The following is a 25,466-nucleotide window of genomic DNA, read 5'->3' on the forward strand; positions in this document are numbered from 1 at the left end:
CAAGAACCCTGGACCCTGGCCTTCGCCGGGGCACAGCATGTTAGGCCGCCTTAGCCGCCGCGCTCCCGTAGAAGGTCGCGCCGCTCGCCGCCATGTCCCGCAACTGCTGCGTCGGCGCGAACCTTGGCCCATGCGCCGCCGCCAGCCGGTCCAGTGTCTCGACCACCTGCGCGATCCCGACCGTGTCCATATGGCTGAACGGCCCGCCGGTATAAGGCGCAAAGCCCCAGCCGAAGATCGCGCCGATGTCGCCATCCTCGGGCGTCTCCAGCACGCCTTCCTCGAAGCAGCGGGCGCATTCGATCAGCTGGCGATACAGCAGCCGCTCCTTCACCGCATCGACATGCGGTTGGTGGATCGCGCGCGGGAACATCTCGGCGATGACGGGCGATAGATGCTTCTTGCCCCCCTCGGGATAGTCATACCAGCCCTTGCCGTTCTTGCGGCCCAGCCGCCCGGCCTCGACCATCTTCACCGCGACATCGTCGGACGCCTGATGGACATAGGCGTCGCCCAGCTCCTTCTTCGCCGCCGCCATGATCTTGACGCCCAGCTCGATCGACACTTCGTCGCTCACCGCCAGCGGCCCGGTCGGCATCCCCAGCTGCTTGCCCGCATTCTCGATCAGCGCCGGGTTGACGCCTTCGCCGATCAGCTCCGCGCCTTCCTGCACATAGGTGCCGAAGCTGCGCGAGGTGTAGAAGCCCCGGCTGTCATGCACCACGATCGGCGTCTTCTTGATCTGCGCCACGAAATCCAGCGCCTTGGCGATCGCGGCCGGCCCGGTCTTCTCGCCCAGGATGATCTCGACCAGCGGCATCTTCTCGACCGGCGAGAAGAAATGGACGCCGATGAAATTCTCGGGCTTAGACCAAGCCTGCGCCAATTTGGTGATCGGCAGGGTCGATGTGTTCGACCCGAAAATCGTGTCAGCGCCCAGCACCGCCTCGACTTGTTTCGTGACCTCGGCCTTGATCGCCACATCCTCGAACACCGCCTCGATCACGAAGTCGCTGCCGGCGAGCGCCGCATAGTCGGTGGTCGGCGTCACGCGCGCCAGCGTCTCGGCCATCTTCTCGGGCGTCATGCCCTTGCCAAGGCGCTTCTTGAGCTGCTCCTCGACATGCGCCTTGCCCTTTTCGGCATAAGCGAGGTCGCGGTCGAACAGCACGACCTCCATCCCGGCCTGCGCCGCCACGGTGGCGATGCCGGCCCCCATCATGCCTGCGCCCAGCATGGCGAGCTTGCGCGTCGGAACCTTCGCTTCATCCTTGGGACGGCGCGCGCCGCGTTCGGCCGCCTGCTTGTTCACAAAAAGCGTGCGGATCATGTTGCTCGCCTGCGGGTCGGCGGCGACCTTGGCGAAATATTTGCTCTCGACCCGGATCGCCCGGTCCATGGGCAGGGTGATGCCTTCATAGACCGCCGACAGCAGGGCGATCGGCGCATTCATGTTCCGCTGCGTCTGCTTCAGCGTCATCGGTAGCGCGCCCGCCATCGTCTGCACGAAAGCGGGGTTGAAGCCGCCCGCGCCGCCCGGCACCTTATAGCCCTTGACGTCCCAGGGCTGCGTATTGGCGGTCGGGTTGGCCTTCACCCACTCGCGCGCCGCGTCGAGCGCCGTGCCCTGCGGCACGACCGCATCGACCACCTTCAGCATCGCCGCTTCGGCCGGGCGGAACAGCTTGCCCTGGAGCATATACATCAGTGACGCCTGCACGCCCATGATGCGCGGCAGCCGCTGCGACCCGCCGCCGCCGGGGAACAGGCCGATGAGGATTTCGGGCAGGCCAAGCTGCGTCTTGCTACTGTCGCCCACGAAGCGGCGATGACAGGCCAGCGCCAGCTCGAACCCGCCGCCCACGCACGTTCCCTCGATCGCGCAGGCGACCGGCTTGCCGCAGGTTTCCAGCCGCCGGAGCAGCTGGTTCAGCACGAACACCTTGTCGAAGATATCGGCCGGGGCAGGGCGCTCGCCGCTTCCTGTCGCCAGCATCGACCCGAAATATTTGAGGTCCATGCCGGCCATGAAGCCGCTGTCCTTCCCCGACGCGATCACCGCGCCCTTGATCGCCTCGTCCGACGCGATGCGCGCAATCGCTTCGTCCAGATCGGCAAGCAGGTCGGGGCCGATGACGTTCATCGACTGGCCCGGCACGTCGATGGTCAGGATGGCGATCCCATCGCCGTCGATGGTGAAATTGATGCTGTTCATATGTCCGCTCCCAAAAAGCCCCTCCCCTTTAGGGGAGGGGTGGGGGTGGGGTGGTCCGCGCTCGCACAGCGTCTAGGACCGCCCACCCCCCGACCCCCTCCCGCCTGCGGGAGGGGGAGTGAAATCAAACCCGCTCGATAATGATCCCGGTGCCCATCCCCGCGCCGACGCACAGGTTGACGAGCGCGGTGCCCTTGCCCGAGCGCTCCAGCTCATCCAGCGCCGTCCCCAGCACCATCGCGCCCGTCGCGCCCAGCGGATGCCCCATCGCGATCGCGCCGCCATTGACGTTGATCTTGGCGTGATCCAGGTCCATCGCCTGCATGTAGCGCAGCACGACCGAGGCGAACGCCTCATTGAGTTCCCACAGGTCGATGTCGGCGGTCGTCATCCCGGCGCGCGCCAGCAGCTTGCCCGCGACGAACTCCGGCCCGGTCAGCATGATGAGCGGCTCCGACCCGATCGAGGCCATCGCCTTGATCTTCGCACGCGGTTTCAGCCCATATTTCTCGCCCATCTCCCGGTTGCCGACCAGCACGGCGGCAGCCCCGTCGACGATGCCGCTGCTGTTGCCGGCATGATGGACATGGTTGACCTTCTCCAGCTCGGGATAGCGCAGCAGCGCCACCGTATCGAAGCCCGGCATCTCCTCGCCCAATGCCTCGAAGCTCGGCTTCAGGGCGCCCAGCGACTGCATCGTCGCGTCGGGGCGCATATGCTCGTCATGGTCCAGCACGACTTGCCCGATCACATCCTTCACCGGCACGATCGACTTGGTGAAGCGCTTATCGTCCCACGCCGCCTTGGCGCGTCGCTGGCTCTCGACGGCATAGGCGTCCACATCGTCGCGGCTGATGCCGAACTTGGTCGCGATCACGTCCGCGCCGATGCCCTGCGGCGCGAAATAGGTCTTGTAGGCGACCGCCGGGTCCATCGCCCAGGCGCCGCCGTCCGACGCCATCGGCACGCGGCTCATCGATTCGACCCCGCCGCCGATGGCGAACATCGCTTCGCCCGAAAAGACCTTGGCCGCCGCCATGTTGACGGCCTCCAGCCCCGACGCGCAGAAGCGGTTGATCTGCACCCCCGGTACGGTCTGGGCGTAGTCGGCGTTCAGCACCGCGACCCGCGCAATGTCTCCGCCCTGTTCGCCCACCGGACTGACGCAGCCCAATATCACATCGTCCACGTCCGCCGTGTCGATCTGGGTGCGATCCCGCACCGCCTCCAGCACCTGAGTCGCGAGCTGGATCGGGGTTATCTCGTGCAGCGATCCGTCCGCCTTGCCCCGGCCGCGCGGCGTTCGGACAGCGTCGTAAATATAGGCTTCCATTGTCTTTTCCCTCTCCATCGGCCCGATGCGGCGCCTGGAATGCTGAGGTGAATGTATTTACGTTTACGTAAAGTGCAAGCCTCTCCTTGCGCCGCCGCCCTGCCGTAGCGTCACCGCCGCGACATGCCCCGCAAACCGCTCAACAGCTGTCCCACTCGCTGTTCTCTTAAGCGCGAATCTCCATCGTTGCGCGCTTGCCGGATGCGCCTATATCGGCCCCATGGACAGCGTCGCCGCCCCCTTGGCTGAAAAGCCGCCGTCCCCTTTCTCCATCCCCACCTTCCGCGCAATCTGGCTCGCGAGCCTCGCGTCCAATTTCGGCGGGCTCATCCAGTCGGTCGGCGCGGCATGGATGATGACCTCGCTGTCCGCCTCGCCGCTGCTGATCGCGCTGGTGCCGGCGGCGACCACCCTGCCGATTATGCTGCTTTCGCTCTGGGCCGGCGCGGTCGCCGACAATCTCGACCGGCGCAAGGTGATGATCGCCTGTCAGGTCGCGATGCTGCTGGTCTCCGCCACGCTCGCCGCCACCGCCTGGGCCGGGTGGATGACGCCCTGGCTGCTGCTCGGCTTCACCTTCCTCATCGGCTGCGCGACGGCGGTGAACGGCCCCGCCTGGCAGGCCTCGGTCGGCGACATGGTGCCGCGCGCCGTGCTGCCGAGCGCGGTGGCGATGAACAGCATGGGCTTCAACCTCGCGCGCAGCATCGGCCCGGCGCTCGGCGGCGTGATCGTCGCCACGGCAGGCGCGGCCGCCGCATTCCTCACCAACGCCTTCAGCTATGTCGCGCTGCTGACGGTGCTGTTCCGCTGGCGCCCGACGCTCCCGCCCAAGCTGCTGCCGCGCGAGCGGATCGGCGTCGCCATGCTCGACGGCATCGGCTATGTCGCTGCCTCGCCGAAGATCAGGCTGGTGCTGCTGCGCTCCGGCGCATTCGGCATCGGGGCGAGCGCCGTGTCCGCCCTCATGCCGCTGGTCGCGCGCGACCTGCTGGGCGGCGGGGCGCTCACCTTCGGCATCACCAGCGGCGCGTTCGGCCTCGGCGCGGTGCTGGGCGCGTTGTCCTCGCGCCGGTTGCGCACCCGCTATTCGGTCGAAGCGATCGTGCGCTGCTCGGCTCTTGCCCTCGCGCTCGGCACCGCCCTGACAGCGGCCAGCCCCTGGCTCGCCCTCGCTCTGTTTGGCTATATGCTGGCCGGGGCAGGGTGGGTGCTGGCGCTCTCGACCTTCAACGTCTCGGTTCAGATGTCCGCCCCGCGCTGGGTCGTCGCCCGCGCCGTCGCGCTGTACCAGATGATCGCGTTCGGCGGCATGGCGCTCGGCGCATGGCTGTTCGGCTGGATCGCCGAGCATCAGGGCGTGGTCGCCGGCCTCTATGCCGCCGCCGGCGCGCAGTTCGCCGCCGCGCTGCTCGGCCTGTGGCGCCCCTTGCCGCAGGTGGGGGAGGACAATCTCGACCCGCGCGGCGACTGGCACGAGCCCGACACCGCCGTTCCGGTGGAACCCCGCAGCGGGCCGATCGTCGTCACCATCGAATATCGCATCCCTGCCGGATCGGTCGTCCCCTTCCTCACCGCCATGGCCGAGCGCCGCCGCATCCGCCGCCGCGACGGCGCGCATGGCTGGCAGTTGCTGCGCGACCTCGGCGAACCGGACCTCTGGGTCGAACGCTATCATGTCGCGACCTGGCTCGATTATGTCCGCCACAACCAGCGCCGCACCGTGGCCGACATCGCCAACAGCGACGCGATCCACGCCCTCCACGCCGGGCCGGACGCCCCGGTGGTCCATCGCCGGATCGAGCGCCAGACCGGATCGCTGCCCATCAGCCGCGGCCCCGACGCCCGCGAAATGGGCGGCGGCCTGACCGACCCGACCCGGCTTAGCTAGGGCTTCCGCCCGGCGTGATCTGCGGCCGCCCGACCAGATCCTCGGGCGTGTCGATATCGTGCAGGATCGCGCCGCTCGTCTCGATCTGCAATCCCCGGCTCAGCAGCGCCCGCGCCCCCTGATCCCCTTTCAGCCCCAGCAATTCCTCGAAATGCTTGCGGCCGATGAAGGCGGGCGGCGAGGAGGAGAAGCCGTCGGTGCTCGCCACCACCGACCGTATGTCCTCCGCCGCCAGGCAGATGCGGTTATAATGGCTCTGCGGCACGTCGGGCATGTCGGCGAGGCAGATGAGGATGCCGCGTATCTTCTGGTCGGGCATCACATGGCGCACCGCGCGCACGATGCTGCCCGAAATGCCCTCCTGCGGCCGATCGTTGGTGATGATGGTATAGCCGCGCCGGTCGAGCTTGCGATGGATCACCGGCGCGAAGCGGATTGGCCGGGCTACCGCCACCAGCTCGGCAAAGGCCATCGACGCCACCGTCTCCAGCGTATGGGCAACGACCGGCTTGCCGCGCAATTCGGCCATCAGCTTGTCCTCCTCGCCGAAGCGCGACGACATGCCGGCCGCCAGCAGCACGGCGGCGATCCGTTCAGTGCGCATCTTGAAGAAGCTGAGGTTTCATTATTTGGCGTCCCGATGCGCCGATGTGCCACCACTATGCACTTGTGTCCAGTTGGGCGGAAAAGCTCTGGTCAGCGGCGGGGCGGCTCGCCATATGCGGGCGTAACGAAAACAGGAGTGATGCTGCCCATGGCCCACGATATCGACGCCGACGCCGAGACGGTCGGCGAGGGCAAGCTGCCCGTCCCCGCCGAGGTGAGCGAGGCGATCCGCACGCTGATCCGCTGGGCCGGCGATGCGCCCGAGCGGGAAGGGCTGCTGGAAACGCCCGAGCGGGTGGCGCGCGCCTGGCGCGAATATTGCCGCGGCTATGACGATGATCCGGCCTATCATCTCTCGCGCATCTTCCATGAAGTTGGCGGCTATGACGATGTCGTGCTGTTGAAGGGCATCCCGTTCCAGTCGCATTGCGAACATCATATGGCGCCGATCACGGGCAAGGCGCATATCGCCTATCTGCCCGGCGAATATGTCGTCGGCATATCGAAGCTCGCCCGCGTCCTCCACGCCTTCGCGCACCGGCTCCAGGTGCAGGAACGGCTGACCTCCGAAGTCGCCAACTGCATCTGGGAGAATTTGAAGCCCCAGGGCGTCGCCGTCGTGATCGAGGCCACCCATGGCTGCATGACCGGGCGGGGCGTGCGCACCCCCAATGTCATCATGAAGACCAGCCGTATGCTGGGCGTGTTCCGCGATGACGAGAAATCGCGCGAGGAAGTGCTCAAACTCATCGCCTCATGACGGACGCCCAGGAGCCACCCTATCGCCCGCTGGGCAAGGCGGCGGGCGCAGCCGATCCGGTCGGCGCGCCGCTCGCGCAGAAGCGGCTGGCGCTCGTCACCGGCGGGCATCGGCGGCTGGGCGGCATCATCGCCGCCGCGCTAGCGAAGGCGGGCCATTCGCTCGCTATCCATGGCAGCCACGACACGCGCCTCGATTCCCATCTCGCCCTGACCTTCGAGGAGGAGGGCACGCAGTGGGAAGGCTTCGTCGTCGATTTCGCCGACCCGGAAGGCGCGGAGGAACTGGTGGCGATGGTCGCCGAACGCTTCGGTCGCCCGCCCGACATATTGGTGAACAGCGCCGCCCTGTTCGGCCAGGACCGGCTGGAGGATGTGACCGCCGACGACCTGATGCGCCATTATGCCGTCAATTGCGCCGCGCCGGCGATGCTGACCAAGGCGTTCGCCACCATCCCCGCCGGGCCGGGCGATCGCTGCATCGTCAACATCCTCGACCAACGGATCGACCATCCGCATGCCGATCAGTTCGCCTACACTCTCTCGAAGCTGGCGCTCGCCGGCCTCACCCGCACCGCGGCGCAGAGCCTTGCGCCGCGCGTCCGGGTTAATGCGGTAGCGCCTGGCCTTACCATCGCCACGCCCGACTATGACGCGGACCAGATGGCCCGCCTTGCCGACCTGATGCCGCTCGGCTTGCTGCCGCAAGCGGAGCAGATCGCGCAGGCCGTGGTCTATCTGACGCAGGCGACCGCGACGACCGGCCAGACCCTCTATGTCGATGGCGGCGCGCATCTCAAAAGCTACGACCGCGACTTCATGCATCTGTGCCGATAGGTCTGGCGGAAATGCCGGGCCGGCGGGGGCTGGCGCAGCAGCGTCGCTGCCCATAAAGCGGGGGACAAACAGCTTGAAGGGAGATAGCGATGGCCTATGAAACGATCCTGGTCGAACAGCGCGACGCGGTGACCCTCATCACCCTCAATCGGCCGCAGGCCTTGAACGCGCTCAACAGCCAGGTGCTCGCCGACTTAAGCGCCGCTTTCCGCGCCTATGACGCCGACCCGTCGCAGCGCTGCGCGGTGCTGACCGGCAGCGGCGAAAAGGCGTTCGCTGCCGGCGCCGACATCAAGGAAATGGTCGAGAAAGAGGCGGCCGACTTCTTCCTGGAGGACTTCTTCTCCGGCTGGCAGACCGGCGTCGTCGCCACCCGCAAGCCGTGGATCGCGGCGGTGCAGGGCTTTGCGCTCGGCGGCGGATGCGAGCTGGCGATGATGGCCGACTATATCATCGCGGGCGATACCGCGAAGTTCGGCCAGCCCGAAATCAAGCTCGGCGTCGCGCCGGGCATGGGCGGGTCGCAGCGCCTGACGCGCGCGGTGGGCAAGGCGAAGGCGATGGATATGTGCCTCACCGGCCGGATGATGGGCGCGGAGGAGGCGGAACGCGCCGGTCTTGTCAGCCGCATCGTGCCGGCCGCCACCCTGCTCGACGAAGCGCTGAAAGACGCCGCGGCCATCGCCGCGATGCCGCCGATGGCCGCGATGATTAACAAGGAGATGGTCAACATCGCCTTTGAAACCGGCCTCGCCCAGGGGCTGCTGACCGAACGCCGCCTGTTCCAGATATTGACCGCCACCGAAGATAAGAAGGAAGGCATGACTGCCTTCGTCGAAAAGCGCGCCGGCGTCTGGAAAGGCCGCTAAGGCTTTACCTTCCATAAGTCCGCCACCCGCCGGTTGAGAAATTCTCATTGGCCGGTGGCGGACTGTGCGGCCACTCTCGTTTCACAAAGAAACTATAATGGGCGCCCGCCCTATCGGCGCGGCGGCCGGGACAGGATGGGGCGCGTCCGCGCCACCTGAGAGGCTCGTTGTGAAACAGGGAGCCTTCCATGCCGATATCATCCATCCTGCCTCTGTCCTCGCGCGCCACGCTGCTCGCGGCCTGCGCCGCCAGCGCCCTCGGCACCGCCCAGGCGCAGGAGCCGGCGGCCGCCGAGGATGATCTCATCACCGTGACCGGCCGTCGCGTGTCCGACGCGACCAAGGCGATCGGCACCGATCAGGCGACGGCGACGATCGCGATCACGCGGGAAGCGCTGCTGTCCGCGCCGGCCGGCATATCGGGCCTCAAAATGCTGGAAAGCCTGCCCGGCTTCAACGTGCAGGCGAACGACGCGCTCGGCCTGTACGAATTCGGCAATTCGGTGTTCGTGCGCGCCTTCAATTTTCAGCAGATCGGTTTCACGCTGGACGGCGTGCCGATGGGCCGGTCAGACCAGTTCGGGGGCAGTCCGATCTTCCGCTATGTCGAAAATGAAAATCTGGCGAGCGTCACCGCCAGCCAGGGCGCGGGTGATGTGTCGCTGCCGAGCTACGCCTCGCTCGGGCCGATCGTTCGCTATGCGACGACCGATCCAGCGGAGGAACTGGGCGGTACGGTCCAGGGAACGATCGGCAGCGACGATTTCCGCCGGCTCTTCGCCCGGCTGGACACAGGCAATCTCGGCGGCTTTTCCGCTTATGCCAGCTATTCCAAGCTGAGCGCCGACGTGTGGCGCGGGCCGGGCACGATCGACCGCGAACATGTCGAGGCGAAAGCCAAATATGACATCGCGCCGGGTTCCTCGATCGCCTTTCGCTTCCTGTACAACGACTATTTCGACTATGATTCGCCCGCCATCACCAAGGCACAATATAATGGCGTCCCCGGCGCAGACCCGCTGAGCGGTGTCGGCATCAACCGGTCCGGCCGCTATTACGCCTATCTCGCGACCGTGCCCGTCTTCCCAGTCACCGCGCCCGGCGTCCAATATTCGAACACCGGTTACAACCAATATTATAAGCAGGCGATCAATTCGCGGACTGACTATCTCTACAGCTTGCACGGCGACTTCGCCGTGACCGACGAGCTGCAACTGAACCTGACCGGCTATTATGAGGACAAGAAGGGCTATGGCGTGTCGCCGGAAGCCTATGCGACTTCGCTCGCGTCCCATAATGCGGAACGGCTGATCGTGCCAGGCCTGTTCGCCCCCAGGGGGCTGCAATATGGCCTCTCGACGATCGAAGGCACGCGATATGGCGTGCTGGGGTCGCTGACCTACAGCTTTGGCCCGCACAGCATTTCGGCCGGCTTCTGGGGCGAGAATGACGATTATCATCGCACCCAAGCGCGCTACAATCACGCCAACGGCAACCCCGACGGCGAGCCGCTGCTGAACGAGCCGGTTCATCTCCAGCGCGACTATCGCTCCAACCGCCAGACCATCTCGAACTTCGCAAAGCTGCAACTTGCCTTCCTTGACGAGAGGCTGAAGTTCGACCTGGGCTTCAAGACGCTGGGGATCGCCTACCGCATCAACGGCTACCGCAATCCGGCCGACTATATCAATCGCCGGACCCCGGTGCTGCGCGACAGCTGGACCGACTGGTTCCTGCCGCAGATCGGCGCGGTGTTCAACGTGACCGACCGCGAGCAGATTTTCGCCTCCTACTCTGAAAATATGGCGCTGCCGCGTGGCGCCGACGACATTTTCTCGGCCGCCAGCCCGATCGTGCCCGGCCCGAAAGCGGAAACCGCGAAAAACTATGAAATCGGACTGCGCACCAATCGGCCGCTGTTCAACGCCTCAATCGCGGCCTTCTACACGCAGTTCGACAATCGCCTGCAATCCTTTGGCGCGATCGTCCCTGGATCGACCACGACCGAAACCTTCTTCCAGAATGTCGGCGGCGTGAAATCCTACGGCTTTGAACTGTCGGGCATCATCAAGCCGGCGCAGTTCGTCTATTTCACCGCCAACGCAACCTACAATATCGCGGAGTTCGAGGACAATTATTCCTCGCTGACGATCAAGGGCAACCGCGTTCCCGACAATGCCAAATGGCTGTTGCAGGGCGGCGTCACGGTCGAGCCGGTCGACTGGCTGGTCGCGAATATTTCCGCCCGCTACCTGTCGGCCCGCTTCACCAACTTCGTGAACAGCGAAAGCATTCCGGGCTATACCGTCGTGAACGCCTATGTGGATGTCGGTGACGGTCTGACATTCGGGCCGCTGAAGGGCGTCAAACTGCGGTTCAACGTCGATAATCTGTTCAACAAGGACTATCTCGGCACGATCACGACCGGCACCACCGGGCTCGCCACCTTCCGTCCGGGACCGGACCGGACGATGCAATTGTCGCTGCGAGCCGATTTCTGATGCGGCGGCTGGCGATCACATTCGGCCTGATCGGTGCGGCGACAGCGGCGCAGGCGGCGCCGCCCATCATCAGCAAGGCGGAACTCGCGCTGCACCAGCGCCTCCTGACGCTCGACAGCCATCTCGACACGCCCGCCTCGCTCGACCTGCCCGGCTGGTCGATCGAGGAGGAGCATGGCGTCCACAGCGACTATACCCAGGTCGATCTGCCCCGCATGAAAAAGGGCGGGCTCGATGGCGGCTTCTGGGCGATCTACACGTCTCAGGGGCCGCTGACGATCGAGGGTTTCCGCAAGGCGCGCGACTTCGCGATCCTGCGCGGCCTGTCGATCCGCTCGATGGTGGCGGCCGATCCCGCCAATTTTGCGCTGGCGCTGAAAGCGAAGGACGCCGCGCCCATCGCTACGGCGGGCAAGCGGGTCGTCTATCTCTCGATCGAGAACGCCTATCCGCTGGGCGAGGACGTGTCGCTGCTCAAGACCTTCTACGACATGGGCGTGCGGGTCGTGGGCTTCGCCCATTTCGCGCACAACCAGTTTGCCGACAGCTCCACCGACCCGTCGAAGAAGCCGCGCTATGGCGGCCTCTCGCCGCTGGGCAAGGAGTTGCTCAAGGAGATAAACCGCCTCGGCATCGTGCCCGATGCATCGCACAGTTCGGATCAGGTGTTGGACGACCTGCTGGCGCTCTCGACCACGCCGGTGCTGCTCACCCACTCGGGCTGCAAGGCGGTCTATGACCATCCCCGCAACATCGACGACGATCATCTCAAAGCGCTGGCGGCCAAGGGCGGCGTCATCCAGATGAACGCCTATGGCGCCTATCTGCGCGCGTCCAAGCCCAACCCGGAGCGGCAGAAGGCGATGCAGGCGCTGTTCGCCCAGATGCGCGAGGACGCGAAGCTGTCAGCGGAAGCGCGCGCCGCGCTGCTGGCGAAGCGGCGGGAGATCGACCGGCTCTATCCCGACACCGACCGGGCGACCTTTGATGATTTCATGGCGCACATGCTCCATGCGCTCAAGGTCGTGGGGCCGGACCATGTCGGCATCGGCGCGGACTGGGACGGCGGCGGCGGCGTCGTCGGCATGGAGGATGTGGTCGACCTGCCCAGGATCACCGCCGCGCTGCTCAAGGCGGGTTACGGCGAGGCGGACGTGCAGAAAATCTGGTCCGGCAACGTCCTGCGCGTGCTGGCGGCAGCGGAGGTAGCAAAGGAAAAGTAAGTCAAATTACGTGCTCCGGCGAAAGCCGGAGCCCAGAGCGGCTACGCACCGCATATGAACCCTGGGCTCCGGCTTTCGCCGGAGCACGACACCGGATTACTTCCCCTCCAGCATCTCGATCATCAGCGAAAAGTCACGCCCGGCCTCGCCCCGATTGGCGAGCAGCTGATACAGCGCCTCGGCCGCATTGCCCATCGGCACCGATGCGCCGACCGACGCCGCCGCCTCGGTCGCGAGCTTCAAATCCTTGAGCATCAGCCCGACCGCGAAACCGCCCTGATAGCCATTGTCGGCCGGGGTCTGCGGCCCGACGCCCGGCACCGGGCAGTAGCTGGTCATCGACCAGCTCTGCCCCGACGACACGCTGCTGATATCGTAGAAGGTCTGCGGGTCCAGCCCCAGCTTCTTTGCCATCGCAAAGGCTTCGCAGGTGGCGACCATCGTCGCGCCGAGCAGCATGTTGTTGCAGATCTTGGCCGCCTGCCCATTGCCCGCACCGCCGGCATGGATCACCGCCTTGCCCATGGCTGACAGGATCGGCTTGGCCTTGGCGAAGGCCGCATCCGCGCCGCCAACCATGAAGGTCAGCGTCCCGCCATTGGCCGCAGCGATCCCGCCCGAAACCGGCGCGTCCACCATCTCGAAGCCCTTGGCCGTGGCGGCCTCGATCACTCGCCGCGCGGTCGCGACGTCGATGGTCGAGCAATCGAGGAACAGCGCGCCCGCCTTCGCCGCGCCGAAAATCTCGGCGGTATAGACGCCCTCGACATGCTTGCCCGCCGGCAGCATCGTCACGACCGCATCGGCCCCGGTCGCCGCATCGGCCGCGCTTGCCGCGCGGGTCGCGCCATGGCCCTCCGCCTTCGCCAGCGCCTCCACTGACAGGTCGAAGGCGCGCACCGTATAGCCGTTCTTCAGCAGGTTGGCGGCCATGCCCCCGCCCATATTGCCAAGCCCGATGAAGGCGATCGTCTGGGTCATGCCGCTTGTCCTCTCTAATCCGTCAATCCTGCGTGCCGGTCAGCCGGGGCAGGGGGCTCCATTGCTTTTCCAGCGGCAGGGGCGCGAAGATCGCGCCGATCGTCGCATCGCTCACCTTCTCCAAGCTCGCCGGGTTCCAGCGCGGCGCATTATCCTTGTCGAAGATGACCGCGCGCACGCCTTCCACGAAGTCGGGCCGGCGGATGACCGCGCAGGCGAGGCCATATTCCATCGCCATATTGTCGGCGAAGTCCGTCTTGGCCGCACCCTCGACCAGCTGGCGCAGCGCGACCTTGATGGTCTGGGGCGATTTGGTGGCAAGCACAGACAGCTGTTTGGTCGCCCATTCGCCCCCGTCCGCCTCCAGCGCGGCGACGATCTCCTCCGCCTTGTCGGACGCGAACAGCCGGTCGATATCGGCCCGCGCGGCCGCCAGCTTCGATGGCGGCGGCGTCTCGGCATTCTCGCCTAATATCTCGCCGATTCCGGCCGGATCGGCGATGATCCGCGCCTTCACCGCATCCAGCTTGTCCGACGCCATATAGTGGGTGGCGATGCCGATCGCCGTGCAGTCCGCCCCGTCGATCCGCGATCCCGTCGCCGCCAGCCACGCGCCGACCCGTCCGGGCAGGCGCGGCAGGAACCAGCCGCCGCCGACGTCGGGAAACAGGCCGATCCCGGTTTCCGGCATGGCGAAATTCGTCCGCTCGGTCGCGACGCGGAACCGCGCCGGCAGCGACAGGCCCACGCCGCCGCCCATGACGATGCCGTCGATGAAGGCGACGATCGGCTTTTCATAGACGAACAGCAGATGGTTCATCCGATATTCGACGTGGAAGAAGGCCTCGGCCTCGACGCAGTCGGCCTTTGCGCTGTTGGCGATCAGCGCGATGTCGCCGCCCGCGCAAAAGCCACGGGACAATTTGGGATCGCCATCCGGCGAGGCGACATGATCGATCATCACCGCGACCACCGCCGGATCGTCCGCCCAGCCAAGCAGCGCCTCGTTGATCGCGCCGCACATCTCCGGCGTCAGCGCATGGATCGCTTTGGGCCGGTTCAGCCGGATGCGGCCGACGCCATTCTCGATGAAGGTCAGAACCTGATCGGTCATTCCACATCCCTTCTCCCGACAGGGAGATACATCCAAACCCGGCTTTACCCCGTCATCCCCGCGAAAGCGGGGATCCATCTCCTCCGCCATCCGCCTGACGCGAGGTCGGGAGATGGATTCCCGCCTGCGCGGGAATGACGGACAAGCGCGTATGGCTCATTGCCGAAGCATGTCCCGCGCAATAATCATCCGCATCACCTGATTGGTCCCCTCCAGGATCGAATGGACGCGCAGGTCGCGCCAGAAACGCTCGATCGGATAGTCCAACAGATAGCCATAGCCGCCGAACAGCTGGAGCGCGCGATCGACCACCGACGATCCGGTGTCGGTCGCAAAGCGCTTGGCCATCGCGGCAAAGCGCGTCTTGTCGGGCGCATTCTCGGTCACCTTGACCGCCGCCGCGTAAAGCAGGGTCCGCGCCGCCTCCAACTCGGTCTGCATGTCGGCAAGGGTGAACTGCGTATTCTGGAACTCGGCGATCGCCTGGCCGAACTGCTTGCGATCCTTGGTGTAGGCCACCGCTTCGTCGATGCAGCGTTGGGCCCCACCCAGCGAGCAGGCGCCGATGTTGAGCCGCCCGCCATCCAGCCCCATCATCGCGATGCGGAAGCCTTCGCCTTCGCCGCCCACCAGATTTTCCGCCGGCACCCGCACCCCATCGAAATTGACCTGCGCGGTCGGCTGCGAATGCCAGCCGAGCTTGCGCTCCTGCGCGCCGAAGCTGACGCCGGGCATGTCCTTTTCGATGACGAGGCAGCTGATCCCCTTCGGTCCCTCCTCGCCGGTGCGGACCATCACGACGTAGATCTCATTCTCGCCGCCGCCGGAGATGAACTGCTTGGAGCCGGTGACGACATAATGATCGCCGTCGCGCACCGCCCGCGTCTTGAGCGCCGCGGCGTCCGATCCCGATCCCGCCTCGGTCAGGCAATAGCTGCCGATCCGCTCCATCGGCACCATCGAGGGCAGATATTTGTCCTTGAGCGCCTGGCTGCCGAAGCGGTCGATCATCCACGACGCCATATTGTGGATCGAGATGAAGGCGCTGGTCGACGGGCAGCCATAGGCCATCGCCTCCATGATGAGCGCCGCCTCCAGCCGCCCGAGCCCGATGCCGCCCGCTTCCTCCGACACATAGATGCCGCCGAAGCCAAGCTCCGCCGCCGCCCGGATCGTGTCGCGCGGGAAGATATGCTTCTCGTCCCACTCGGCCGCATGCGGGGTGATCGCGTCGGCGGTGAAGCGCTGCGCCATTTCCTGGATCGCGCGCTGGTCGTCGGTGAGGTCGAACTGGGTCATGCTCTCCTTCCGTCATGCGGCCTGTCGCAGGCCCGGCATGATCGCTTGTCGCCATGCTTGTAGCAACCCGGCTCGATTGCCAGCAACGGCGAAGTTGTGCATGAACGCCCTGCAATTTTGCAGGGGTGGCCGATGTTCGACTGGGATGATCTGCGCGTGTTCCTGGCGGTCGCGCGGATGCGGAAGGTCGCGCCGGCGGCGCGCGCGCTCGGCATCGACGCGACCACCATCGCGCGCCGTCTTGCGCGGCTGGAAAGGGCGCTGGGCGCCGACCTGTTCGAGCCGGCGGCGGGCGAGCGGGCGCTAACGCCGCGCGGGCAGGCGCTGCTGCGCCATGCCGAAGGGGTCGAGAGCGCGGCGCTCGCGGCGATGGAGGAGGTACAGGGGCGGGCGCAAAGGCTGACGGGGCAGGTGCGGCTGTCGGTCGCCGAAGGGTTCGGCACCTGGGTGCTGTCGCCCGGCATCGGCGATTTCAACCGCCGCCACCCCGGTATCCGGCTCGATCTCGTAACCGCCTCCGGCTTCCTCAACCCCTCCAACCGCGAAGCCGACATGGCGGTGATGCTCGCGCGGCCGCAGCGCGGGCGGCTGACGGTGCGGCGGCTGGGCGACTATCGGCTGCATCTCTATGCGTCGCCCGCTTATCTTGAGCGGGTCGGGCGGCCGGGCAAGCCGGCGGACCTGCGCGATTGCACCCTGATCGGCTATGTGCCCGAATTCATCTTCTCCCCCGAACTCGATTATCTGGACGAGGTAGAGGCGGGGCTGGAGGCCAATCTGCGATCGACCAGCATCATCATGCAGCAGCGGATGATCGCGGAAGGGGCGGGGATCGGCGTTTTGCCCGATTTCATCGCCCGCCCCGATCCCGCGCTGATGCCGATCATGGCCGACAAGGTGGAGATCACCCGCAGCTTCTGGCTGGTGATGCACGGCGATCTGCGGCGGTTGGCGCGGATCGGGGCGGTGGCGCATTGGCTTCAGGAAAGGGTCGACACGCTAAAGTCAATCGACGCGGCCCGTCCGCCCCGCTAAGGGGGACGATATGGAAACGGAGCGGTCGCATTTCGCCCATGCAGCATAGGCCCAAGCGCAGCCGGGCGATCGCCCTGCCCAATAGCGAGTTTCGCGCGCGCGCGACCGAATATCTCGATTTCCTCGCCGCCTGGGTGAAGAAGCCGCGCCAGACCGCATCGGTCGTGCCGTCGAGCCGCCATCTGGCGAAACTGATGGTGCGCGACATCGACCCGCGCGACGGCCGCGTGCTGGAATTGGGGGGAGGGACCGGCGTCTTCACCCGCGCGATCCTCGAAACCGGCCTGCCGCCCGAAAAACTGGAAGTGGTGGAGATCAATCCCGCCTTCGCGCGCGGGCTGCGCCGCCATTTTCCGGCCGTCTCGGTGCTGGAAACCCCGGCGCAGATCGTCTCGACCGCCACCGCCGGCGAGCCGGGCGACTATCAGGTGGTGGTGAGCGGCCTGCCGCTGCTGGCGATGGAACGCCACGTCCATGCCGACATCTTGTCCGAAGCCTTCCGCATGTTGAAGCCGGGCGGTCGTTTCGTCCAGTTCACTTACTCGATGCGCCCGCCGGTCGGCCGCGACATTCTCGACGCGCTTGACCTGGAGGTCGAACGGCTGGGCCAGACGGTCCGCAACTTTCCGCCCGCCACCGTCTTTCGTTTCTTTCGCAAGGGCGAATAGCTTGTCTTGATGCTGCCGCGCCCTATCTTGGCGGCTCCTGGTGGTCCGATTCTGACATTTGACACTCTGCCGGCTTGGGGGCGATCAAATGTCAGAATCTCTTCGGGCCACCAGCAATCTTAGATTCTAGTGGATTTTACGATTTTGACATTTGCAGGCCCATCCCAGCCGCCAGGGGGTGCAAATGTCAAAATCAATCCACTAGCGGGGGCAGAGCCATCCATGGCATCCATCATTGAAGTCAGCGGCCTGACGAAACGCTATGCGTCGGGCTTCGAGGCGCTGAAAGGCGTCGATCTCACGATCAACGAAGGCGAGATTTTCGCGCTGCTCGGCCCCAATGGCGCAGGCAAGACGACGATGATCTCGATTATCTGCGGCATTGCCCGGCCCACCGGCGGCAGCGTGACCGTGGCAGGGCACGACATCCTGCGCGACTATCGCGGCGCGCGTTCGGCCATCGGCCTCGTGCCGCAGGAACTCAGCACCGACCAGTTCGAGCGGGTGATCGACACCGTCACCTTCAGCCGCGGCCTGTTCGGCAAGCCGCGCAATGACGTCTATATCGAAAAAGTGCTGCGCGACCTGTCGCTCTGGGACAAGCGCCACAGCAAGATCCTGGAACTGTCGGGCGGCATGAAGCGCCGCGTCATGATCGCCAAGGCGCTCTCCCACGAACCGCGCGTGCTGTTCCTCGACGAACCCACCGCCGGCGTCGACGTGGAGCTGCGCCGCGACATGTGGAAGCTGATCGGAGAGCTGCGCCAGACCGGCGTCACCATCATCCTCACCACCCACTATATCGAGGAAGCGGAGGAGATGGCCGACCGGGTCGGCGTCATTACCAAGGGCGAATTGCTGCTGGTCGAGGAAAAGACCGCGCTCATGAAGAAGCTCGGCAAGAAGACGCTGACGATCGTGCTCGCCGATCCGATCGCCAGCGTGCCGGCTGAACTGGCTGACTGGAACGTGACGCTCCACGCCGACGGCAACGAGATCGAGTATATCTTCGACACCCAGGCGGAGCGGACCGGCGTCTCCTCGCTGCTGCGCCGGCTGGGCGATCTTGGCATCAGCTACAAGGATCTGAACACCCGCCAGAGCAGCCTGGAGGATATCTTCGTGGAACTGGTCCATCAGGAGAAGGCCGCATGAGCCTCCACAATCTGCGCGCCATCGCCGCCATCTACGCGTTCGAACTGCACCGCTTCCGCCGCACCTGGCTGACGGGGCTGCTGGTCCCGGTCATCACCACCTCGCTCTACTTCGTGGTGTTCGGCGGCGCGATCGGATCGCGCATGACGGAGATTGACGGCATCCCCTACGCCGCCTTCATCGTGCCCGGCCTCATCATGATGTCGATGTTCACTGAAAGCATCTTCAACGCCAGTTTCGGCATCTATATGCCAAAGTTCACCGGCACCATCTACGAACTCCTGTCCGCGCCCGTCTCCGCCACGGAAACGATCATCGCCTATGTCGGGGCGGCGGCGACCAAGTCGCTGATCGTGGGGAGCATCATCTTCGTCACCGCGCATCTTTTCGTCGATCTGCCGGTGGCGCATCCGGTCGCCATGGCGGCCTTCATGGTGCTGATCGCGGTCAGTTTCTGCCTGTTCGGCTTTATTCTCGGCATCTGGGCGCAGAGCTTCGAGCAGTTGCAGGTGATCCCGCTGCTGCTCATCATGCCGATGACGTTCCTGGGCGGCGCATTCTACTCGGTCAAAATGCTGGCCGAACCCTGGCGCACCATCACCCTGTTCAACCCCATCGTCTATCTGATCTCGGGCTTCCGCTGGACCTTCTTCGGCCAGGGCGACGTGGCCATCGAATATAGCCTCTTGTTCGTCGCCGGAATGCTAACGGTCTGCCTCGGCATCATCGGCTGGATGTTCAGGACGGGCTATCGGTTGAAGAAGTGACCACCATATGCTCTCTCCCCTTCAGGGGAGAGATACGAAGGCTTGGCAGCGTGCTGCCTAGCCGGAGTAGAGAGGGGGATGGCGTGAAAGCCCCTCTCCCAACCCTCTCCCCTGAAGGAGAGAGGGCTAAGCGCCCTCAAGCCGCGGCGCTCTCCGGCGCGATGGCGAACAGGGTCACGCCCTTATATTTGTCGTCATCTTCATTGTAGAGGCCGTACATGCCGTCAAACGCCTCTTCCATGACCTGAAGGTCGGAAAGACCGGCAACCTTGAACGTGCCGAGCTTCAGTTCGCGCGGCGGGCGGCCATCGCGGTCGGTTGTCACCGCATCGATATACATTTCGTCATGGCGCGTGTAGAGGATGTGCGGCGCCAGCGTGACCACCATCCTGTTGTAGGTCACCTTGAGGCTCTTCTGAAGCGCAATGGCTTGCAAAATCTCGGTCGGGGCTTGCATGATGCGCCTTGAATGACCGATTTGCGCGATATTTTCAATTGCTTTGTGCGCCGCACCATATCCCTGCCGTGCACGCAGCGGGACGAACCGTTCAGCCCGGCAGTAGCCCCAGCCGCCCGCGCAGGCTCCAGCGGACGACCAGCAAAATCGCCACCGCGCCGAGCCCGCTCGCCAGGCCGAGCCAGATGCCAAGCCCGTCCAGCCCCAATGGGAAGGCAAGCAGCGTACCGACGCCAATCCCCACCAGCCAATAGCCGATCAGCGCGAAGATCATCGGCACTGTCGTATCCTGCAACCCGCGCAGCACCCCCGCGCCGACCGCCTGCGCCGCGTCGACCAACTGAAACAGCGCGGCCACGCCCAGAAAGCTGACCGCCAAAGCCGCCGTGCGCGCATTGGCGGGCGCATCGAGATCAAGGAAAGCGCCGATCAGCATCCGTGGGGCCAACACCAGCAGCGCCGCTGCGCAGAGCGCAAAGCCCGTCCCGATCATCAGCGCCAGCCACCCCGCGCGCCCGATCGCCGCCCGATCGCCCCGGCCATAGGCGATCCCGACCCGCACCGTCGCTGCCTGGCCGATGCCCATCGGCACCATGAAGACCAGCGCGGCGATCTGTATCGCGACCGCATGGGCCGCCAGCGAATCGCGCCCGATCAGCCCCATCAGGAAAGCCGAGGCGTTGAACACCGTCGTCTCAAACCCCAAAGTGATCGCAATCGGCAGGCCGAGCGCCCAAACCTGCCGCTGCCGTTCCCGATCGCGGGTCCAGAAGCGGCCCATCAGCCGGTAGCGGCGGAATCGCCGGTCGGTGAGGATCACGGCGAGCAGCCCCAGGAACAGGAAGGCCGAGGACAGGCTGCTCGCCAGCCCCGCGCCAAAGAGGCCCAGTTCCGGCAGGCCCAGATGGCCGAAGATCAGCGCCCATCCCGCGATCACGTTGAACGGGATCGCCGCCAGCATGATGACCAGGCCCCAGACCGGCCGCTCCAGCGCCGCGATGAAGTTGCGCAGCGTGGTAAAGCCAAGGAAAGGCAGCAGCGCCCATTGCAGCCCATGCATCAGCTCGCCCGCACCGCGCGCCAGATCGGCGTCCTGCCCCATCGCGCGCAGAATCGCTTCGGCCTGGTACAGGATCACCCAGGCCGGCAGCACAAAGAAGAGCGCGGCGCGCAGCGTCTGCTGGACGGTGCGGCGCACGTCGCGGACGCTGTGCCGCCGCCGGCCGCGCTCGCTCGCGATCAGCGGCGATGCGGCGGTGACGAGGCCCATGCCGAAGATCAGGAAGGCGTGGAACAGGTTGATCGCGAGCGCCCCCGCCGCCACGCTCTGCGCGCCCCGTCGCCCGAGCAGCAGCAGGTCGCTCGCGGCGATCGCCGACCAGGCGATGTTGCCCGCGATCATCGGCAATGCCAGCGCGACCAGCGCGCCAGCCTCGATTCGCCAGGGGGAAGGGTGAGTCACGTCATTCCATCCGAATTTCGCAAAAACCACCGTTCGTGCTGAGCCTGTCGAAGCACGCGCGCGCCCTTCGACAGGCTCAGGGCGAACGGTGGTGGTAATCAGGGGCAGTGCGTCAATGCTTCTTGATGGGCAAGAGATGCAGCATCGCTACCACGACTCCGCCGACAACCAGCCCGACGATCGCCGCGCCTGTCGCATTGACCAGCCAGTCGAGCAAGCCGCCAATCGCCGGCACGGCATGGGCTGCGCCCTCGGCGACATGGTGGATCGCGCCGGGAATGAGATCCCAGTGAAACTCATGCAGCCCATGGACGATCAGGCCGCCGCCGACCCACAGCATCGCCGCCGTCCCAACCACGCTCAGCACCGACATCAATATTGGCATCGCCTGCACCATGATGCGGCCTAGTGTCCGGGTCGCCGGCTTTTCCGCCAGATGCAGGCCGATATCGTCCATCTTCACGATGAAGCCGACCAAGCCATAAACGCCCGCCGTGATGAGCAGCGCCACGACCACCAGCACCACCGCCTGTTCCCAGATCGGCTTGTCCGTAACAGTGCCGAGCGCGATCGCCATGATCTCGCCGGACAGGATGAAGTCGGTGCGGATCGCGCCCGACACTTTCTGCTTTTCGAGTTCGGCCGAACTCAGCGTTGCGGCAGCCTCCGCTGCCTCGTCATGACCGCCCTTGATGGCCTCCAGAATCTTCTCGACCGCCTCGAAGCACAGAAACGCCCCGCCCAGCATCAGCAGCGGCGGCAGCAGCCAGGGCGCGAAGGCGCTCAGCAGAAGTGCGGCTGGCAGCAGGAACAGCAGCTTGTTGCGCAGCGAACCCTTGGCGATCTTCCAGATGATCGGCAGTTCGCGCTGAGGGCTCAATCCCATGACATAATTGGGGGTGACGGCGGCGTCGTCGATCACCACGCCGGCCGCTTTCGACCCCGCCCTGCCGGCGGCCCCCGCGACATCGTCCAGCGAGGACGCCGCCAATTTGGCGATGCCCGCCACATCGTCGAGCAGCGCGATCAGACCCGAAGGCATAGAATATCCCCTGTTGCGGGCAGGCGCGCCCCTCGGCCCGCCTCATAGAGAGGGCGCGGCAGGGGAGCAATATGGGGCGTCGCTCAGTAATTGCCGGGCGGATCGCTCGCCGGAAAGCTCTCGTCGCTCTGTTCGTCCACCACGTCCCAATCGGTATCGCCGGTCTGCGGCCCGGCGTCGCGCACGATCCCCGATGATCCTGCCGGCCCCCGGTCATCCTCGGTAGCGGGCGACCCCATCCAGTCGCGCCAGCCCTTGACCGCGAAATAGCCAAGCCCGCTAACCACGGCCAGCTTCAACAGCCCCTTCATCGATAGTCCTCCTGCCCTTTGCGAATATGCACCCAATCGGCGCGGTCATGACTGATCGCGTCCGGGGAAAGGCGCATGTCGCCCTCTTCGTCAGCGCCACCCAGCGCGCCCGGTTCGGCGGCGCTCTGCGGCACGGTCCAGCGTTCGCGCAGCGCGGCGTCGATCATCCGCTCCCACACGCCTTGATCGCCGACGGCGCGCATCGCAGCGTCGCTGTCTTTCATGATCGCAAGGATGCTCGCGGCCGCCTCCACCCGCTCGGGCCATTGCTCCGGCGCGTCGGCCGCCAAGTGGCGGGCCAGCCGCTCGATCAGGCTGCGCTCTGTCATGCCCCCCGAACGCAGGGGGCTTAGCGCTGTTCCACGCGATCGTAACGATGACGCACCAATATGAACATAAGGCAGGACCAGGGGTTGCTCCGGCCGGGCGGGCAAGAAGGAGAGACGCAGCGCAAGCCGGATCATTGTGTCTGCATGGCAGGCATGGCATCTGCGCTCCATGACCGCTCCAGCCATCGTCCGCCTCGCCACCCCGCAGGACGCCGCTCCGCTCGCCGCGCTCAAACTGACGGCCTTCCGCGAAACCTTTCTCGACGGCTTCGGCGTGCCCTATCCGCCAGCAGACCTGGCGCGCTTCGAGGCGGATAGCTATGGCGAGGCGCGCGTTGCGGCCGAACTGTCCGACCCGTCTCACATGACCTGGGTAGCGGAAGCCGACAACCGCCTGCTTGCCTATGCTCATGTCGGCCCTTGCAAGCTGCCCCATGCCGAGGCGAGCGCGGATCAGGGCGAACTTTACCAGCTCTACGCGCTTAACGCCGCGCAGGGCAGGGGCGTGGGACGCTCGCTGATGGACGCGGCGCTGGCATGGCTCGCCGATGCCTATCCCGGTCCGGTCTGGCTCGGCGTCTGGTCCGGCAATGCCCGCGCACAGGCGGTCTATGCGAAACGCGGCTTCGTGAAGGTCGGCGAATATGGGTTCCCGGTCGGCGACTGGACCGACCATGAATATATTTATCGCCGACCCTGAATCCCTGTTACCGCCATAGCCCCGCGATCATCGCTAGCATCCCGCGCTCCTCGGCCGGGCTCCGCAGCCGGGGCGCGCCATAGCCGCGGCATTCGAGGCAATCCGCCCTTATGCCCGCGCCCGTGACCAGCGCCTTCACATCGGCGACCGCCTGCATCGCCCAACCGCGCTGCGCCCGCGCCTGCCGCGCCAGCATGTCGCGGGCGGCATTGTCGTCCTCGGGATCGCGCTCGGCGAGCGCTTCGATCCACTCGGCCCAGGGATCGGGCGCTTTCTCGATACGATAGATCTTCGCCTTGGCAGAGTCGATCCCCGCCCGCCGTGCCGCCTCGGCAACCGCATCCTCCAGCCCGCCGAAGCGATCGATGAGGCCGATCTGCCGCGCGGTGCCGCCATCCCAGACCCGGCCCTGCGCGATGGCGTCGATCGCCTGCGGCGATTTCTTCCGCGATTGCGCGACGATCCCGACAAAGCGGCGGTAAATGTCCTCGACCCCCATCTGCATGATCTGGTCGAATTCGGGCGTCGTGCCGCCGGCGAGGTCCGGCTGACCCGACAGCGGCGTCGTGCGGACGCCGTCGGTGGTAATGCCCATCTTCGCCAGCGTGCCCTCGAAGCTCGGCAATATGCCGAACACGCCGATCGAGCCAGTGATCGTATCGGGCTCGGCGAAGATGACGTCGGCAGGCGTCGACACCCAATAGCCGCCACTCGCCGCGACATTGCCCATCGACACGACGACCGGCAGGCGTTCCGCCTTGGCCTGAAGGATCGCGCTTCTGATCTTTTCCGACGCCATCACCGATCCGCCCGGCGAATCGACCCGCACCACCAGCGCCTTCAAGTCCTTCTGGTCCAGCGCGGTCAGCAGCAGGTCGGACAGGGTATCGCCCGCCGCCGTGCCTGGCCCGCCTTCGCCATCGACAATGTCGCCGGCCACCGTCAGCACGCCGATCTGCCCGTCATTGGCGGGCTTGCGCGCCTTGACGTAGCGATCGAAATCGACCGTCGCGAAGCTGCCCGCCTTGTCGCCTGATGCGTCGCCGGCAATCTCGGCCACCCGGTCGCCAAAGGCCGATGCGTCGCCGAGCTGGTCGACCAGCCCTGCCGCCAGCGATGCCTTGGCCACATCACCGCCCGTCGCGCGCACTGCCGTCAGCGGATCGGCGGCATAGGCGGCGATCTTCGCCTTGGGCCGGGCCTTGGCGACATCCTGCCGCCAGTCTTCCCACAAGGCATCCGCGAGCGCCTGGTTGGCCTGCTTGGCCTCGGGCGACTGTTCGGTGCGGATGAAGGGTTCGACGAAGCTCTTGTAGGTGCCGACACGATAGACGTGGGTGTTGACGCCCAGCTTGTCGATCAGCCCTTTATAATAGAGGCCCGAGCCGCCCCGCCCCAGGATCGCGACGCCGCCCAGCGGATCGCTCCACACTTCGCTCGCATGGGCGGCGAGCTGATAGCTGTCGTCGCTGTAGAGCGTCGCATAGGCCAGAACCGGCTTTTTCGCGGCGCGCACCCCGTCCAGCGCCTTGCCGACCCGGGCGAGCGCGACCTGACCGCCGCCCATGAAGCCGTCGAGGTTCAGCACCACCGCCTTGATTTTCGTGTCCGCCTTGGCCGCATCAAGCGCGGTCACGATGTCGGACAGGCGATATTCCTTCGCCTCTGGCGCACTCCCCGTCAGGAGGGCGAAGGGTTCGACCTCGGCCGGCTGCTCGACGATCGTGCCGTCTAGGTCCAGCAACAGGGCGCCGCTGCTGACGCTCTGCGCGGGCTTTGGCGAGAAGGAGAGGGCCGCATAGAGCGCGCCGAAGAAGAGCAGCAGGAACAAGAGGACGAGCCCGTCCTTGATCGCGACCAATATGCGCCACGCGCCCTTCACAAATGCCAAGTCGGCTGCTCCTGCCTGTAT

General features: G+C 65.8%; 23 protein-coding genes. 11 read left to right on the forward strand and 12 right to left on the reverse strand.

Going from position 1 to position 25,466, the window contains the following annotated elements; translation table 11 throughout:
- Window positions 1-40: 40 nt before the first annotated feature.
- Together V2B31_RS10560 and V2B31_RS10565 are read right to left on the reverse strand one after the other, a co-directional pair.
- Complete coding sequence (locus V2B31_RS10560) at window positions 41-2,215, reverse strand: 3-hydroxyacyl-CoA dehydrogenase NAD-binding domain-containing protein (protein WP_328278242.1); 2,175 nt, start codon at window positions 2,213-2,215, stop codon at window positions 41-43.
- A 124-nt stretch (window positions 2,216-2,339) separates the two neighbouring features.
- Window positions 2,340-3,548, reverse strand: a complete 1,209-nt coding sequence (locus V2B31_RS10565; protein WP_328278244.1) for an acetyl-CoA C-acetyltransferase — start codon at window positions 3,546-3,548, stop codon at window positions 2,340-2,342.
- Window positions 3,549-3,768: 220 nt separating this feature from the next.
- Here V2B31_RS10565 and V2B31_RS10570 point away from each other — a divergent pair, with 220 nt between their 5' ends.
- A complete protein-coding gene (locus V2B31_RS10570) occupies window positions 3,769-5,439 on the forward strand; it encodes an MFS transporter (RefSeq protein ID WP_328278246.1) in 1,671 nt (556 codons plus the stop codon).
- Here the strand turns inward: V2B31_RS10570 and V2B31_RS10575 are convergent.
- Window positions 5,432-6,043: a nucleotidyltransferase family protein gene (locus V2B31_RS10575; RefSeq protein WP_328278248.1), complete on the reverse strand. Its 612-nt coding sequence runs from the start codon at window positions 6,041-6,043 to the stop codon at window positions 5,432-5,434. The genes V2B31_RS10570 and V2B31_RS10575 overlap by 8 nt on opposite strands.
- A gap of 150 nt (window positions 6,044-6,193) precedes the next feature.
- On the opposite strand from V2B31_RS10575, the gene folE reads away from it, so the two are divergent.
- From folE to V2B31_RS10600, 5 genes are all read left to right on the forward strand, one after another.
- On the forward strand, window positions 6,194-6,805 hold the full coding sequence (gene folE / locus V2B31_RS10580) for a GTP cyclohydrolase I FolE (protein WP_328278250.1): 612 nt from the start codon (window positions 6,194-6,196) through the stop codon (window positions 6,803-6,805).
- On the forward strand, window positions 6,802-7,641 hold the full coding sequence (locus V2B31_RS10585) for an SDR family oxidoreductase (protein WP_328278252.1): 840 nt from the start codon (window positions 6,802-6,804) through the stop codon (window positions 7,639-7,641). The genes folE and V2B31_RS10585 overlap by 4 nt, the downstream gene beginning before the upstream one ends.
- 89 nt (window positions 7,642-7,730) lie before the next feature.
- The gene (locus tag V2B31_RS10590) at window positions 7,731-8,510 is read left to right on the forward strand and encodes an enoyl-CoA hydratase-related protein (RefSeq protein WP_328278254.1); all 780 of its coding nucleotides are present in this window, start codon (window positions 7,731-7,733) and stop codon (window positions 8,508-8,510) included.
- Between the two features lie 188 nt (window positions 8,511-8,698).
- A complete protein-coding gene (locus tag V2B31_RS10595; protein WP_328278256.1) occupies window positions 8,699-11,011 on the forward strand; it encodes a TonB-dependent receptor in 2,313 nt (770 codons plus the stop codon).
- The gene (locus V2B31_RS10600; RefSeq protein WP_328278258.1) at window positions 11,011-12,234 is read left to right on the forward strand and encodes a dipeptidase; all 1,224 of its coding nucleotides are present in this window, start codon (window positions 11,011-11,013) and stop codon (window positions 12,232-12,234) included. Before V2B31_RS10595 ends, V2B31_RS10600 begins: the two co-directional genes overlap by 1 nt.
- Window positions 12,235-12,330: 96 nt before the next feature.
- On the opposite strand, the gene mmsB is transcribed toward V2B31_RS10600, so the two are convergent.
- The 3 genes from mmsB to V2B31_RS10615 form a co-directional block, all read right to left on the reverse strand.
- On the reverse strand, window positions 12,331-13,215 hold the full coding sequence (mmsB, locus tag V2B31_RS10605) for a 3-hydroxyisobutyrate dehydrogenase (protein WP_328278260.1): 885 nt from the start codon (window positions 13,213-13,215) through the stop codon (window positions 12,331-12,333).
- A 22-nt stretch (window positions 13,216-13,237) separates the two neighbouring features.
- Window positions 13,238-14,329 carry an enoyl-CoA hydratase/isomerase family protein gene (locus V2B31_RS10610; protein ID WP_328278262.1) on the reverse strand — a complete coding sequence of 364 codons (1,092 nt, stop codon included), beginning with the start codon at window positions 14,327-14,329 and terminating at the stop codon, window positions 13,238-13,240.
- 156 nt (window positions 14,330-14,485) lie between these two features.
- Entirely contained in the window at window positions 14,486-15,628 is a 1,143-nt protein-coding gene (locus V2B31_RS10615) for an acyl-CoA dehydrogenase family protein (RefSeq protein ID WP_328278265.1), read from the reverse strand.
- A gap of 132 nt (window positions 15,629-15,760) precedes the next feature.
- On the opposite strand from V2B31_RS10615, the gene V2B31_RS10620 reads away from it, so the two are divergent.
- The 4 genes from V2B31_RS10620 (at window position 15,761) to V2B31_RS10635 (ending at window position 19,253) form a co-directional block, all read left to right on the forward strand.
- The gene (locus V2B31_RS10620; protein ID WP_328278267.1) at window positions 15,761-16,663 is read left to right on the forward strand and encodes a LysR family transcriptional regulator; all 903 of its coding nucleotides are present in this window, start codon (window positions 15,761-15,763) and stop codon (window positions 16,661-16,663) included.
- Between the two features lie 38 nt (window positions 16,664-16,701).
- The gene (locus V2B31_RS10625) at window positions 16,702-17,331 is read left to right on the forward strand and encodes a class I SAM-dependent methyltransferase (protein WP_328278269.1); all 630 of its coding nucleotides are present in this window, start codon (window positions 16,702-16,704) and stop codon (window positions 17,329-17,331) included.
- Window positions 17,332-17,553: 222 nt separating this feature from the next.
- On the forward strand, window positions 17,554-18,486 hold the full coding sequence (locus tag V2B31_RS10630; protein ID WP_328278271.1) for an ABC transporter ATP-binding protein: 933 nt from the start codon (window positions 17,554-17,556) through the stop codon (window positions 18,484-18,486).
- The gene (locus V2B31_RS10635) at window positions 18,483-19,253 is read left to right on the forward strand and encodes an ABC transporter permease (protein WP_328278273.1); all 771 of its coding nucleotides are present in this window, start codon (window positions 18,483-18,485) and stop codon (window positions 19,251-19,253) included. The genes V2B31_RS10630 and V2B31_RS10635 overlap by 4 nt, the downstream gene beginning before the upstream one ends.
- Window positions 19,254-19,389: 136 nt before the next feature.
- On the opposite strand, the gene V2B31_RS10640 is transcribed toward V2B31_RS10635, so the two are convergent.
- The 5 genes from V2B31_RS10640 to V2B31_RS10660 form a co-directional block, all read right to left on the reverse strand.
- Window positions 19,390-19,710 carry a hypothetical protein gene (locus V2B31_RS10640; protein ID WP_328278275.1) on the reverse strand — a complete coding sequence of 107 codons (321 nt, stop codon included), beginning with the start codon at window positions 19,708-19,710 and terminating at the stop codon, window positions 19,390-19,392.
- Between the two features lie 91 nt (window positions 19,711-19,801).
- Window positions 19,802-21,112 (reverse strand): MATE family efflux transporter, encoded by a 1,311-nt coding sequence (locus tag V2B31_RS10645; protein ID WP_328278306.1) that lies wholly within the window; start codon window positions 21,110-21,112, stop codon window positions 19,802-19,804.
- Between the two features lie 172 nt (window positions 21,113-21,284).
- The gene (locus tag V2B31_RS10650) at window positions 21,285-22,214 is read right to left on the reverse strand and encodes a DUF808 domain-containing protein (RefSeq protein WP_328278277.1); all 930 of its coding nucleotides are present in this window, start codon (window positions 22,212-22,214) and stop codon (window positions 21,285-21,287) included.
- Window positions 22,215-22,297: 83 nt separating this feature from the next.
- Complete coding sequence (locus tag V2B31_RS10655; RefSeq protein ID WP_328278279.1) at window positions 22,298-22,525, reverse strand: hypothetical protein; 228 nt, start codon at window positions 22,523-22,525, stop codon at window positions 22,298-22,300.
- Window positions 22,522-22,854 (reverse strand): hypothetical protein, encoded by a 333-nt coding sequence (locus tag V2B31_RS10660; protein ID WP_328278281.1) that lies wholly within the window; start codon window positions 22,852-22,854, stop codon window positions 22,522-22,524. The genes V2B31_RS10655 and V2B31_RS10660 overlap by 4 nt, the downstream gene beginning before the upstream one ends.
- Before the next feature lie 169 nt (window positions 22,855-23,023).
- On the opposite strand from V2B31_RS10660, the gene V2B31_RS10665 reads away from it, so the two are divergent.
- Entirely contained in the window at window positions 23,024-23,554 is a 531-nt protein-coding gene (locus tag V2B31_RS10665) for a GNAT family N-acetyltransferase (protein WP_328278283.1), read from the forward strand.
- Window positions 23,555-23,561: 7 nt separating this feature from the next.
- On the opposite strand, the gene sppA is transcribed toward V2B31_RS10665, so the two are convergent.
- Entirely contained in the window at window positions 23,562-25,445 is a 1,884-nt protein-coding gene (gene sppA / locus V2B31_RS10670; RefSeq protein ID WP_328278285.1) for a signal peptide peptidase SppA, read from the reverse strand.
- Between the last annotated feature and the right edge of the window lie 21 nt (window positions 25,446-25,466).

It is taken from the genome of Sphingobium sp. (assembly GCF_036170395.1).
In the GTDB taxonomy this organism is placed as follows: Bacteria; Pseudomonadota; Alphaproteobacteria; order Sphingomonadales; family Sphingomonadaceae; genus Sphingobium.